This is a genomic window from Paenibacillus marchantiophytorum (assembly GCF_014640555.1).
GTDB classification, from domain to species: Bacteria; Bacillota; Bacilli; order Paenibacillales; family NBRC-103111; genus Paenibacillus_E; species Paenibacillus_E marchantiophytorum.
Genome location: NZ_BMHE01000089.1, coordinates 1 through 12,879, shown reverse-complemented (window position 1 = coordinate 12,879; position 12,879 = coordinate 1). Strand labels below are relative to the sequence as shown.

The 12,879-nt window shown below is 42.4% G+C and carries 12 protein-coding genes; 11 read left to right on the top strand and 1 reads right to left on the bottom strand.

The features are described from left to right. Positions 1 to 476 precede the first annotated feature (476 nt). From IEY34_RS37445 to IEY34_RS35300, 7 genes are all read left to right on the top strand, one after another. Positions 477 to 608, top strand: a complete 132-nt coding sequence (locus IEY34_RS37445) for a hypothetical protein (protein WP_268240223.1) — start codon at positions 477 to 479, stop codon at positions 606 to 608. Between the two features lie 187 nt (positions 609 to 795). Next, complete coding sequence (locus IEY34_RS35325) at positions 796 to 1,602, top strand: HAD family hydrolase (RefSeq protein WP_189020834.1); 807 nt, start codon at positions 796 to 798, stop codon at positions 1,600 to 1,602. 197 nt (positions 1,603 to 1,799) lie between these two features. Continuing rightward, complete coding sequence (locus IEY34_RS35320; protein WP_189020838.1) at positions 1,800 to 2,696, top strand: AraC family transcriptional regulator; 897 nt, start codon at positions 1,800 to 1,802, stop codon at positions 2,694 to 2,696. 454 nt (positions 2,697 to 3,150) lie between these two features. Continuing rightward, on the top strand, positions 3,151 to 3,309 hold the full coding sequence (locus IEY34_RS35315; protein ID WP_189020832.1) for a hypothetical protein: 159 nt from the start codon (positions 3,151 to 3,153) through the stop codon (positions 3,307 to 3,309). Positions 3,310 to 3,466: 157 nt separating this feature from the next. Then, positions 3,467 to 3,943 (top strand): hypothetical protein, encoded by a 477-nt coding sequence (locus IEY34_RS35310; RefSeq protein WP_189020830.1) that lies wholly within the window; start codon positions 3,467 to 3,469, stop codon positions 3,941 to 3,943. A gap of 181 nt (positions 3,944 to 4,124) precedes the next feature. After that, complete coding sequence (locus IEY34_RS35305; RefSeq protein ID WP_189020828.1) at positions 4,125 to 4,511, top strand: hypothetical protein; 387 nt, start codon at positions 4,125 to 4,127, stop codon at positions 4,509 to 4,511. A gap of 264 nt (positions 4,512 to 4,775) precedes the next feature. After that, positions 4,776 to 5,012: a DUF3977 family protein gene (locus tag IEY34_RS35300; protein ID WP_189020836.1), complete on the top strand. Its 237-nt coding sequence runs from the start codon at positions 4,776 to 4,778 to the stop codon at positions 5,010 to 5,012. A 412-nt stretch (positions 5,013 to 5,424) separates the two neighbouring features. Here IEY34_RS35300 and IEY34_RS35295 read toward each other — a convergent pair whose 3' ends face one another. Beyond that, positions 5,425 to 8,673, bottom strand: coding sequence for an Ig-like domain-containing protein (locus IEY34_RS35295; RefSeq protein WP_189020826.1), 3,249 nt, complete (start codon positions 8,671 to 8,673; stop codon positions 5,425 to 5,427). 182 nt (positions 8,674 to 8,855) lie between these two features. Here IEY34_RS35295 and IEY34_RS35290 point away from each other — a divergent pair, with 182 nt between their 5' ends. The 4 genes from IEY34_RS35290 (at position 8,856) to IEY34_RS35275 (ending at position 12,731) form a co-directional block, all read left to right on the top strand. Then, the gene (locus IEY34_RS35290) at positions 8,856 to 10,493 is read left to right on the top strand and encodes an ankyrin repeat domain-containing protein (RefSeq protein ID WP_189020824.1); all 1,638 of its coding nucleotides are present in this window, start codon (positions 8,856 to 8,858) and stop codon (positions 10,491 to 10,493) included. Positions 10,494 to 10,782: 289 nt separating this feature from the next. Beyond that, positions 10,783 to 11,061, top strand: a complete 279-nt coding sequence (locus IEY34_RS35285; protein WP_189020822.1) for a hypothetical protein — start codon at positions 10,783 to 10,785, stop codon at positions 11,059 to 11,061. A 321-nt stretch (positions 11,062 to 11,382) separates the two neighbouring features. After that, positions 11,383 to 11,868 (top strand): 8-oxo-dGTP diphosphatase, encoded by a 486-nt coding sequence (locus IEY34_RS35280; protein ID WP_189020820.1) that lies wholly within the window; start codon positions 11,383 to 11,385, stop codon positions 11,866 to 11,868. Between the two features lie 431 nt (positions 11,869 to 12,299). Continuing rightward, positions 12,300 to 12,731 (top strand): hypothetical protein, encoded by a 432-nt coding sequence (locus IEY34_RS35275; RefSeq protein ID WP_189020818.1) that lies wholly within the window; start codon positions 12,300 to 12,302, stop codon positions 12,729 to 12,731. Positions 12,732 to 12,879 lie beyond the last annotated feature (148 nt).

Here is a 12,879-nt window from a genome sequence, read left to right as displayed (position 1 = left end):
CGGCAGGTTAAACACCTGTTGGGGAAACAAAATGAGGACTCGCATACGTAAATTTTAAGAATTTCCACAAAATTTGCTAATTGGGAAGTGGGAGGGCTGGATGCAGAATGTTAATCGACGGTCTCCACCAAAAGCTTATTTTGTGATGCAGAGGATTATAGCAACATTATTTGCGACAATTGGTATTTCCGTTTTGGTGTTTGTGTGGACTAGACATTAAATATATGCTTCATGAAGTGAAATTGACGTAAGTAAGGAAGGAAGAAAGATGTTTATGCTCAAAAAAATTAATATATTTTGAAAAATTGGACTATTGGCTTCTGTTGTAGTATTTGTGTATGCAAGTTAATACCTGAAACATCCTGACAAGAATGGATTGCATTTTCTTCCGCTGTTTAACGGGATAATACTATTATTTTATGGTATATCCTTTTTTAAGGAAAAACACATTTCTGAAGTACGTAGCAGGTTGGGATTTGCCGACGGGTACGCTTACAGGTCGACAGATTATGATCGGTAACCAGCCCTACTATGCCGAGGCGCCGACAACAGTCGATTGGGGAACGGTCCCTGAAGCTTGCCAAGAAAGTGACGCCGGCTCACAATAAAATAATCGAAAAAGAGTTTGGCCGTTAAGTTTAAAGCCGACATCGCGCCCTTTATTTGAGGGCGGATGTCGGTTTCTTGCTTTACTCCGAAACCGGTGAAATCGGCAGATTAATTCAAATATTGAGCCTATCATCTCTCCTGAAATTAGGTTATAGTTGGAGGAATTATTTGTGAGGAGAGATACAGATGTCAGACATACAGGCAATTGTATTAGACTTGGACGGAACATTGCTCGGCAGTGACAAATGCATATCACCTAGAAATTATCAGACTGTTAAAAGATGTTATGAGTCTGGAATTCATATTATAGTTGCCACGGCGCGACCGCCTAGAGCGGCGAATCAATTTGTAGAGAATTTTCCATTTGTAGACTACTTTGTTTATTACAATGGTGCACTAATAACATGCAAGTCTAAGCAAACTCAGCGGCACATTAGTATCCCAAATGAGATTAGCCAACAGATTAGTAAATTCATCGAGTTACATGCTCCTCAATCGTTAATTTCATACGAGGTTAATGATTCGTGGTATGCGTGTAGACCAGTTCCCGACTCGCAGCGTGCTCAATTCGGTCTTCGTTCGAATGATCCGAAACCCCAGGTTATTGATAACGATTTTATTAATGCACTCTCCCCAACCAAAATATTGGTTCAAGGTTGCAGCACATGGAGGGATTTAATAGAGCAATTCGGCGACCATGTGAACGTAATCGCAACCGATGGAGGGGTATTGGTTCAAATCATGCATAAATCAGCATCAAAGGAAGAAGCCGTGCAAGGGGTGCTTAATGATGTCGGTGTGAAGTCAGAAAATGTAATGGTATTCGGGGATGATTTTAACGATTTAGGACTATTCCAAATGTGTGGATTTCCGATCGCAATGGAGAACGGGATAATTGAACTGAAAAATTGTGCAGCCCACGTAACCGATTCAAATGATAACGATGGTGTTGCTGTTGCAATTGAAAGATTTGTGAGTGTAATCAATTGGTAATAATAATGCAACTACGGGTAGGTTAGTTTAGACAAAACAGGGAGCAGATCGCCGCTGCAGGCAGTTGTTCGCTTTTCTTTGAAGTAAAGTGGCAGCATACTTCGAAACATATGATGAGTAGTAACTTATTTTGGCACAAAATGTTGCGAACCTATTTTCCGTCGCGCCTATAATTGAATTTGAGAGGAGGGACTAAGATGGAGTGGTTGGAGAGGATGAATCGAGCGATAGACTATATTGAAGCAAACCTGACTGGAGAGATCAAATTGAGGGAAGCGGCCCACATGGCCTGCTGTTCGTCATATCAGTTCCAACGGATGTTCTCGTTTATTACTGACGTGACGTTGGCGGAGTACATTCGGCGGAGACGACTGACGCTTGCCGCGTTGGAGCTACAGCACGGTGGGGCGGCGAAGGTGATCGATGTCGCGCTGAAGTACGGCTATGAGTCGCCAATCTCTTTCGCGCGAGCGTTCAATTCACTTCACGGCATCACGCCAGCCATGGCCCGTCAGGAGGGGATTGCGCTTAAAGCTTATCCCCGTCTATCCTTCCTTATCACAATTAAAGGGGCAATGGCAATGAATTATCGAATCGAAACGAAGGAAAGTTTTGAAGTGTTCGGTATTGAAGGTGTATTCCGCGTAGACGGGGGCGGGGAGGCGCCGCAGACACCGGCGAAGCTGTGGGAGCAGAGCCTTGCGAATAGCGACGTGAAGAGGCTTGAAACATGTGCAGGCGATTTGCCAGCGTTCGTCAGCCAGGATTTGCATGCCGTACATGCCGTATGCAGCTACCGGAAGACCGGATTGGACACGTTCCCGTACATGCTGTGCGCTTTCAAAAGAGAAGGGAGTAACACGGACGGTTACACTACGGTGAATATTCCCGCACATACATGGGCGATCTTCCCGTCGGAGCCGCATCCATGGAATCAGTTCGGCGCGACGATCGAAACGCTATACAAACGCTTTTACACCGAGTGGCTCCCGACTGCAGGATATGAGCAGGTGGACGGGGTAGAGTTCGAAATGTACGGTGCTAAAGACGACCTCAATTATATCGAACTCTGGTTCGCGGTTCGTAAAGTGTGATGAAAACCATTCCACGCGGAAGAATGCCTAAAATGAGAAGGGCTGCCGTGTGGCAGCCCTTTGTCCAAATATAAGAGTTTATATGTTATGGAGTGAGCGCGGAGTTACTCCAGCCGCCTTGTGCGAACAGAGGGAGGGAACTACAGTCCGCTATTTTAGCCAAAAGTATCCATATCGCGGGGGTGAGGGAACTACAGTCCGCTATTTTGCTGTTTCAAGGCAAATTCAGCGTTTTTCGTGGAAATAAGACCCTGTAGTTCCGCTAATCCCATAGCATCCCTGCTAGTTGCCTATATAGCGTCCTCTAGTTCCCTTAACAGGTTTTGTCGCTACTCAGAGGCTGATCTCTCAGGGCGGCGAAGCCGTTTTCTTTACGTCAACGGGCAGCTTAGTTCAACGCTCATTTGTGATAAAATGAGACATATGCTTATTTTCATTTATAGGGGTGAAGAGTATGGATGCCGTAGTTACAAACGGCTATCATGTACACGTTGATCCCAGCGAGAAAGGATATATTTCCCAAAAAATGGGCTTTTTCTCAATGCCCAACAGTGCTGAGCTAATAATTTCTTGCGGAGATTTTGGGCCGATTGATTCCTATCTAAAAGAGTAAATAAGGCGAGGAACAGTTGGGGAACAAAACTAACGGAAAACGATAACGATAGTGAAAGAGGGAGAATTGCCGCTGCAGTTGCTCCCTGTTTTCATTGAAGTAACGGTCTGTTATCCAAGGTTAAATTAAGGAAATTTGATTTACAGGTGAGGGGATTATGAAACATATATGCCCTGTTTGCGGATATGATGAGTTACAACAAGCACCATATGATGCAGATGGTAATGAATCGTTTGAAATTTGTCACTGTTGCGCTTTTGAATTTGGATTTGATGATATCCACGAGGGTCACACGTTTGAGAGTTACAGAAATAAATGGATGAGCGCAGGAGCGACGTGGTTTTATGAACAATCAAAACCTGAGGTTTGGGAATTAAATCAACAACTGAAGAATATCGAAAGAATACAGCCGATGTATATCCCATTTTGGAAAAAGAGAAGTACCCCGAAGTGGATTGAGGCTGGGAAGATACTCGCTTCAAATTCAACCGATAAAGTACCTTGTCCAGAGTGTGGTTATCATTTTCTTACGGTTCAGGATGTTCCCATTATGTTTGCACACAAGATTGAAAGAATTATTTCATGTCCATCATGTTTCGCGATAAAGATTATTTTATTGCCATATAACAGTTGACCGTTCACAACGTAGAACGATAGTTTAATACAGACAACAACGAGGCAGCCGAAATAAACCGGCTGCCTCGTCCCGAACGAGCAGAAGAACGGAATAAGTATAGATTTGTATGGGTAGCGGTGGGAGTAAGGGGGCGTGTTGAACTAACGCAGAACGATACCTGGGAGCGGAGAGTGAAAATATGCAAGAGATTAAAGACAGAAAATTTCAATTTTGGTTTTACAGGGTGAGTCATGGAGAACTTCTTATTCGTAGCCCCAAAAGCAAGGAAAACCCCAAAAATATAGATATCATGTTTTTTGATATTAGATACATTGAATTACCTCGTTTTTTAGATGAAATTATGCTTGATGAAGCAACGAATGAAGAAATCCTTTATTTAAATAACAAATTAGGTGAACCTTTAAAAGATAGAAAGGTAACCATTATTGTTTCAAGAGGCATTCGATATCTCATTGTAGCCTCATTTTTTAAAGTAAAGGAAAACGAACTAGACCTATTTGAACTTCCATTTGAAAAGCTAGGTCTATCAATTGGAGTAATCGAAGTTGACACTGATTTTCGTTAACTTTATGTTCACCAGAAAATTAAGAGACGGGCAGAATAGTAACTGTTCTTTAGCAACATATTACAATATGTTATTTGCTGATTTATGATATGTTTATATGATGCATTAAAAGGGGTTAATATTGTGATGAACAATGACAAGGAGGAGCTGCATAAGCGGTTCCTCTTTTGATTTTTGTTGATTTAATGGGCGATTATACTTAGGAAGGATTAGTAAAATTCAATATAGAATTATTAGAGATCAAAACTTCATGGGGTGAGGATTCTGAAGTATATAGAATTCGGCTTAGGCAATAGATGGTTTATTCGAACTGAAACGGAATTAGACAATGGAACTGAATGTGAGGAGAAAGGCATCATAGGACCAGTTCAATTCCGTTCGGTATATTTAAGGATTTGGATTTGTAAATCCGTATTAATTTTAGACTTAAAACAAGGCTTTAAAATTAGTAAGAAAAGTCGGAACGCTTTGAAGTTTATTTTTGGAATAACAAGTCTCTAATCATATGCCGTTAAACTATCGGGGAACGTTTGATCAATAAACACACCAATGGAAGGCTGCCGGCATGATCGGCAGCCTCCATTACGTTAACGGGCAGTTTAACTCAATGGATCATATTACTGCAAAGGTATTCACAGATGGATAATATTGCGAGAAACTCTTATAGAAAGGCGGTGTGGCAATGCCGCCAACTTGGACATTTAGTGCTTCTGAACGAGACTTTCTCCCTTGTAAGAACTAATCTTATAAAAGGGACGGCACATTTCGAGCACTATTCCAAGTTGCTCACTATGAATCGACAGCCTCCCCAGTTCCCTTTGGCAATAGGCGCGGGCCTAACGACAAAAAAGGCATTCCCTGTAGTAGTTAACTACAAAGGAAATGCCTTGTTCACATACCCCCAATGTTTAGTTTAAGGTCGCAGCGATTCCGCGGAAAGCGGCTCAATTAACTTCAATAATGCAATGATGTCCGCTTTATCAAATGTTCTATTTCCATCCATATCATACCCCAATGGCAATACCGCGAGAACATTGGTAATGTCCCACAGCTTCTCCTCTTTTTGATAAAAGAGGGACACGATATGTGCGTTCGAAGCTGTCCCGTCCAAGCTAACTACTTTTACTTGGAATCGGTTCAAGCCTTCCACGAACGATACAGGTTCACTCTGTCCGTTCGTCACCTCGATGGCTGCGCCTAGCTGGCCGCTCTGCGGATCCATCCGCTTCAACTCGGTGCTAGTACCGGCTTCCATAGAAGTTGCTCGAAAAGTAAATGCTGAGTTAGCGCCATGAACAACAGCTGCGATCCACGGTTTGGATGTTGGCAGTACTTTGCTATAGGCATCACCTGTGAGCACAAGCTGCGCGAAAGCAGGCCGCACAACAACTGTCACCGGATGGGACTCCGTGCCATCTGTGAGGCCACTTCTTTCGTACAGCGCTGTATATTGGTGCGTGCCAGAGCTAACGCCTGTTAAGCTGATATCTGCATTCCCGTACACATCGGTCGTTACCCTCGCCCGTTCAGTGCCATTCTCTTTCAACGAAATGTAGCCGGGCTGCGTCAGGTCGCCGATTAAGTCTCCTACGGATACGGAGAATTGAATAGGTTCTCCAAGCTGGAAAGTTCCACTCGGATCATTCAAAATGAGTACAGTCCCTTGGGTATTCGGTTTGATGACTTGGGTGATCGGGGCTGACGTCTGTGCTTCATGCAGCAGGTCAGGAACGTACGCAACCTGAATAGGGTAAGTTCCAGGTAGCAGCGCTGCTGAAGTGATAAAAGCAGTTCCTGCCGAGTCAAGATGTATTGGAGTGTCTAGTAAGTTGCCGCCACTAAAAACAATATGGCCAGCAGGAATCTGCGACTCTCCATTCGTATTGGTCACATGTGCGGTAAATGTAAGGGGAGTTCCATAATAAACAGCCTCCGTTACTGAAGCGGTAACTACGACAGTAACAGGGATTGGTTTAATCTGCAGACTGCTGCTGGTTGACACCCCATTAAGGTGCCCGCCGTCCCCTAAGTAACTTGCGACGACCGTATGCGTGCCAACAGCAAGCTGCTCGGTCTCCCAAGTCGCTGTCCCGTTCGTCAGCGTTAAAGCACCCGGCCAATTACTGAATCCGCCTGTACCTGAGAGTGTTACCGTCCCCGTTGGAACTGACCCACCGCTGCCTGCGTTAACGACCTGCACCATTACGCTAACTGTGTGTCCGTATATGCTTTGCTCTAATTGCGGTGCCACAGACAGCTGAACAATAACCGGTGCTTTGGATACAGGCTGGGTAATTGGCTGTGAGGCACTCGTGACATGATTGCCATCACCGCTATATTCCGCCGTAATGACGAGTTCGCCAACCGGCAGATCATGAGTGGCAAGCACCGCAGTGCCACTGCTATTTAGTTGGACTGGCGTTTGCAAGTCGACACCGTTGTTTTTAAAAGTAACTGTGCCTGTAGGCTTGATGCTAGGATTTAATGTATTTGTTACCTGTGCTGTTAAAGTCGTCGTTTCACCGACAGAAATCCCACCCGATGATGATAGGGTTGTCGATGTACTTGCTTTGTTAACGGTATGCCCGACTGCAGCTGATGGACTCACGGCATGGTTGCTGTCTCCGCCGTACTCCGCTTTAAAAGAGTGGGACCCCGTTGATAAACGATCGGGCACCGACCATTCAGCCGTTCCTGAATTAAGTATGGCAGTCCCTAATGTGGTTGAACCATCTTTGAAAGTTACGATACCATCTGGTGTAATTGGGCTATTAATGGTATTCGTTACGGATGCTCTTAATGTCAATGAAGTTCCGTAGGTGGAAGCTGCGTCTGTCGCTCCTGAAACCGTCAAAGTTGATGACGTAGGGATCAGATTGACGACCACGGGAATGGAGCTAGAGCTATTGGCAACATGTGTAAGACTTCCGCCGTAATGTGCTGTGATCGAATGGGTTCCCACTTCTAAAGTAGGCGCCGTCCATGTTGCTGTTCCTGAACTCAACGTCCCTGTGCCAAGTACAGTCGAGCCCTCCTTGAACGTCACGGTTCCTGTCGGTCCAAAGATGCTTGCCATGCCATTCGTCACAGTTGCCGTCAACGTCACTGAGTTCCCGTATGTCGTGCTTCCAGGACTAACGCTGACCCCTACTACGGTCGGGATACCTAGGACGGATTGCGACAAACTACTAGACGTGCTGCCTTGATGCTGACCATCGCCATCATAAGTCGCAGTGACGGAATAACCGCTAACCGGCAGTGACGACGTCATGAAGGTCGCGACTCCGCTTCCGTTAACACTCGCAGTTCCCAGTACATTGCTGCCTTCTCGGAAGGTGACCGTTCCCCCTGGCATGACCTGATTACCACTCGTATTGGCTACTGTCGCCGTGAAGGTAATCGGCTCGCCAACGTATATGAGTCCGGCATTTGAGGTAAGAGTGGTATTGGTTTGAATCGTATTAACCGTATGTACAAAGGTAGACGACTGTGGATTATGTATACCGTCTCCGCCTGAATAACTAGCTGTAATCGTATGTGTACCGACTCCTAGGCCGGAAAAGGACATAGAGGCGTGAGCATTAAAATTTTCAAGCTGCTCCCAAGTACGTGTCGTTAGCACATTGTCTTGTCCTACTAACGTAACAGTCTTAGCGATGTTATCTACTGTTATATCCGTAACGTAACGATTCCCCGAAAGCTGCCAAGATTTTACCAAAGTGTTATTCTCATCATACCCATACAAATAAACAATTAAATTATTATTCGTATCGCTGTACGCCCAATAACTCATTCCGCCCCACTGAATAACAGGACAGTCCGAGCAAGTGAATTTTTTTCCAGCTTGCACCGGAGCAAGCCCTGAGCTCTTATGAACCACCTCCGGCTCTGAAGCAACGAGCTCCTGCGGTCCTCCAATCAATGTGCCCCCATCGTAGAACGTGATGCTCCCAGCTGGTGTCGCCCCGCCTAAAGCACCGTCTGTCACAACGGAAGTAAGTTGCACCGACTCGCCATAAATGGATGAGGGCTGGCCTGTAATCACGTGTCCTACTGTTGTAAGTGCATAAGCTGCCGGCTGATACAAATTAACCAAGAGGGCAACCAAAAGAACTGCGCCAATCCATCGCAGCTTATTTCTATTTTCCCGGTTCACCATCATTCCTCCGCTCTGTGTTTCTCTAGTAATTATACTAAATTTATCGGGTTTTGCGTGTATAAAATGAATAGAAAAATCCCATCTGCTAGACTTGGAAAGGCAGTAAACTAACGGGCAGGATACTTCCAATATGTGTTAAAATAATACTTGCAAAGTTAGATATCTAATCGGAGGGTTCATGGACAATGTCAAGACATATGCTAAACATGATGATTTGTGCAATCTCGCTTTCCTTGCTATTCACAGGGTGCAAATCCAAAGAAGTGGGTAGCACCTCGCAACAGACTTCCTCAACTATCGCTGCTTCAGATGGGAATTCTGGTACGGAACCCGTCAGAAATCAAGGCGTTAGTAGTTCAACTACTCGTACATCAGAGGGTTTGCCTAAGGACGAAACCTTTAGGGTTACGTTGGATGGTAAAACCGTGAATGCAGCAGCTGTTGTCAATGCTGAAGATCCTAATAAAAAGTCATATACGATTACGTTAGATACTGGTGAAAAAATAGAAAAGAAACTTGAAATGAGTAGTGGACATTTTGTTCAGATGAGCTCTCAAGGTAAATATGCTTTGATTCTTGACGAAGAAAGTGGTGGGTCAGGAGGAGATTCCTTACTGAGCACATTAACCCGCGAGAATGGCAAATTAGTTATGAAGGAGCTCCATTCTCCAGGATATGCTCTGAAGGAACTGACGGCTAAAAATGCGCCGACTGATTTGGTAAGTCTGATTGCAAATAAAAAATTAGGCTATCTTGGATTTAATGCATTCCACGGTTCTAAAGTTCAAGGGGAGGCTTTGATACGAGATTTCCGTGTAGGTTTTAAACCCAGTATTTTCTACGGTTCTGCGCAGTATCATTACAACTTTGGTCTAAATACCTTAGAATTTGATAAAATTACCTCATATAAATATGATGATCCTCTGCAACTCTATAATTGTAAGGACATCATAATATCGGATAACGGTTACAGCATTACCGAAAAGAATATAGTCTACAATGCTTTTATGGCTGCGTCTAATGGACGTGTCGATATCATCAATATGTTTGCAATGTGTGGCCAAACTCCAGATATTCAGACGAAAGATAGTGAGGAAACTCCATTAATCGCGTCAATTAAATCCGGGGATTTAAAAATGGTAAAAGAACTAATTAATATCGGGGCAGATCCAAAACTGAAGACAAAATCATATACCCCATATCTGGCTGCAGGCTACTTGGAAAACTCATGGAGAGATAGTGAACATAAACTTAGTGATATTCGTAAATATCTAGAACCGTATGCAACTGAATCTGACAAAGCGACTCTAAAGCTTTTGAAATTACCGGACCCAAAGGATATTCTACAGTTGCTAAAAACGACAGATGTCAATGTTAACCTGTCGGGCATTGATGGTTACAATGGAACACCATTAGGTATTGCACTTGCTGCTGGTCGAATAGATATTGCTAAGGTCTTGCTTGAAAATGGAGCTGACCCTAGCCTTCGTTTTGGGACAGAAGAGGGAGGTATAACCCCAATTGTTTATGCACTTGACAAGCATTACTACGAAGTTGCAAAACTTATGCATAGTCATGGCGTCGATTTCAACGGGGATTATCATTTTTCATATCTGACGTATACCCTTTTAGGATATTTTCTCTCTAGTTGTGACGCAGAAACGACTTCATTTCTTGTATCGAACGGGGCAACCAAGGCATCTTTTTTTTCACCAATAGATGGTGAAAAGGAACCAACGACTGACCCCAATCTTCTAATAAAGGCATGTAAAAATAAGGATCAGCTTTTGAATATAGTTCAGAAGATCAAGGTTGTAAATTAGCATTATATGCAGTTTTCCAGATCAATTATAGAACTTCCTAGCAGGATGATTCCAATATCTGTTATAATTAAAGAGAATATACTTAGATCTATTTGAACTTCCATTTGAAAAACTAGGAATATCGCTCAACTAACGGTGAAGATAGTTCAATCAATAATATAAAGAGGCAGCAGTCCAGTGAATTGGTTGCCTTTTCTCAAATATATGCTACTTTAGTAATGTGTATAGTACATTTTCAGTAAGCTCGTCTAAGTGATCCATTTTGCAAAAAGAAAGGATGTGCAGATTCTTGTCTTATGTGACACCAGCGCAAGATGTATATTATAGTGATTTAAATATTTTCACTGCATATAGAATCTATGAGATTGTGAAAGAAAACCAAGATACTATTTTATTAATGAATGATAAAGGAGAAATAGATGAACTACATAAATCATTGATTCATGCAAGGTATCCCACGTATAAAATGGCTGTCATAAATAACAATCTTTTTCTTTGGATATGTTTTAAATTTATTGAAACAATCGGCCAAACAATTGTACAAAGAAAGCGAATAATTAAAATTTAAACATTTTAAATGGTTGCTCTTTTGGAAAACCAGCGTTTTGATCCGCTGGTTTTTTGTTTTTTCCAAGTCGGGAATGAGATAGGATCAATTTCTTGTCTTTTGTCACGAGCCAATGACAGAAACATGATCTCACTTCCGATCGAATAGATTTCAGCTATGTTAAGCTATCGGTGAACGATAGTTCAATAATAACAAGAGAAGGTAGCCGAGCCTATTGGACCGGTTGCCTTTTCTCAACTAATGGGCGGTTTACTATGGTTTAAAGGAAAGTAGATAACAATATAGAATTACCAATTACTACAAGATTATTGGAGGAAGAAAATGTCGATTAAGAATGAATGCGGATTATATACAATGTGCTTAGTACAAGATGAAAACAAGATATTATTATTAAATCGACCTGACAAACTGGGATTCCCAGGGTATATCGGTCCTGGAGGAAAAGTTGATTTCCCTGAAAGTTTAACCGAAGGAGCTGTACGTGAGCTTAGAGAAGAAACAGGACTAAGTGCTAAGCCAGAGGACTTGATTTTCAAAGGAATAGACGAATATGTCGTGCCTAAAACGAATTACAGATATATGGTCTTCAATTATCTGGTTAAAAATTTTGAAGGGGAATTACTATCTAATCCACCTGAAGGTGAGTTGCACTGGGTAGATATAGACGAAGCTATAAAATTACCGATGCAGTCATGGTTTAAACGTAGATTGCCATTATTTTTCGAAAAGGGAACTTTTGAAATATCTGTCGTATGGGATGAGGATAGTAAAAGCTCGATTGAAGATAAGCTTAGGTTACTCGGTTAGTCATTACGCTAACTAGTAACGTTAGTTGAATAAAGACAGCGGCAGTCTAAGACTTTATTTTTCAAGTCTTGGACTTCCGCTATTCCATTTTATAGTCAGTCTAAAACTTCACTTACTCATCAGAATAAGAACATTATCTGAATGAAGTCCGCGTAAACCGCGGGCTTTTTTAGTTATCTGATCTAGTTCTTGACTTTTGCCAATGACAAGAACATTGTCCGATTGCCGACAAACAGTAGACTGAGTAATAATGTGGTAACGGGACACGATATCTCAAAAACGTGAGGAAAGCGGCAGCCGGCATAAGAACTGCCGTTTTCTCAACTAACGGGCAGGATACTACCAATATGTGTTAAAATGAGAGTCTGATGAATCGATTCAACATTCAAAGAGTACAATTGGTTGACGTTACATGTAAGGAGCGATTGTAAATGGAAAAAGATATCGTTCAGTATCATTACGATGAGCTGATTAAGTCGTTAGTTACGTTGTCTTCTCCAGCTGAAAAGCAAAAATACATTATGGGCTACGGACACGTAGGGGACGATATGATTATTGAATTCGAAAACCATTATAATCTCGGCATGGCTGATTATTACTTCGATATAGGGCTTTTCACAGACAACCAATTACAGAAAATAGATGATTATGACAAATTCCTTGATGAGAAAAGCGGTGAACAAGAGTTGGATTTTTTCACCGATTTTGATCAATTGAACAGTAATCCGATATGGGAAGAGATTAGAGTGGAAACGTCTAAACTACTTAGATTTTTCGATAAAGACAATCTGGATATTGAGGTTACCAGGGAAGTTGATAATAAAATTGAATTGACTAGGACAAGGTTGTATAAGGTTAGATGAAACTTTGCTATTAAGCTATTGAGAGAACTATAGCTCAATAATAACAGGCTGCTGGCTTATTCGGCAGCCTGTTGCATTGTACATATTTTCTACGTATACATCGATTTCATTTCATGACAAGTGTAAGCAAATAATCAAAATTTCAAAT

Bases quoted from the DNA above. Each gene is read 5' to 3' on its own strand.
- IEY34_RS35280 (WP_189020820.1), top strand. From the start codon at position 11,383: ATGTCGATTAAGAATGAATGCGGATTATATACAATGTGCTTAGTACAA.
- IEY34_RS35310 (WP_189020830.1), top strand. From the start codon at position 3,467: ATGAAACATATATGCCCTGTTTGCGGATATGATGAGTTACAACAAGCA.
- IEY34_RS35290 (WP_189020824.1), top strand. From the start codon at position 8,856: ATGTCAAGACATATGCTAAACATGATGATTTGTGCAATCTCGCTTTCC.
- IEY34_RS35320 (WP_189020838.1), top strand. From the start codon at position 1,800: ATGGAGTGGTTGGAGAGGATGAATCGAGCGATAGACTATATTGAAGCA.
- IEY34_RS35305 (WP_189020828.1), top strand. From the start codon at position 4,125: ATGCAAGAGATTAAAGACAGAAAATTTCAATTTTGGTTTTACAGGGTG.
- IEY34_RS35315 (WP_189020832.1), top strand. From the start codon at position 3,151: ATGGATGCCGTAGTTACAAACGGCTATCATGTACACGTTGATCCCAGC.
- IEY34_RS35325 (WP_189020834.1), top strand. From the start codon at position 796: ATGTCAGACATACAGGCAATTGTATTAGACTTGGACGGAACATTGCTC.
- IEY34_RS35295 (WP_189020826.1), bottom strand. From the start codon at position 8,673: ATGATGGTGAACCGGGAAAATAGAAATAAGCTGCGATGGATTGGCGCA.
- IEY34_RS35275 (WP_189020818.1), top strand. From the start codon at position 12,300: ATGGAAAAAGATATCGTTCAGTATCATTACGATGAGCTGATTAAGTCG.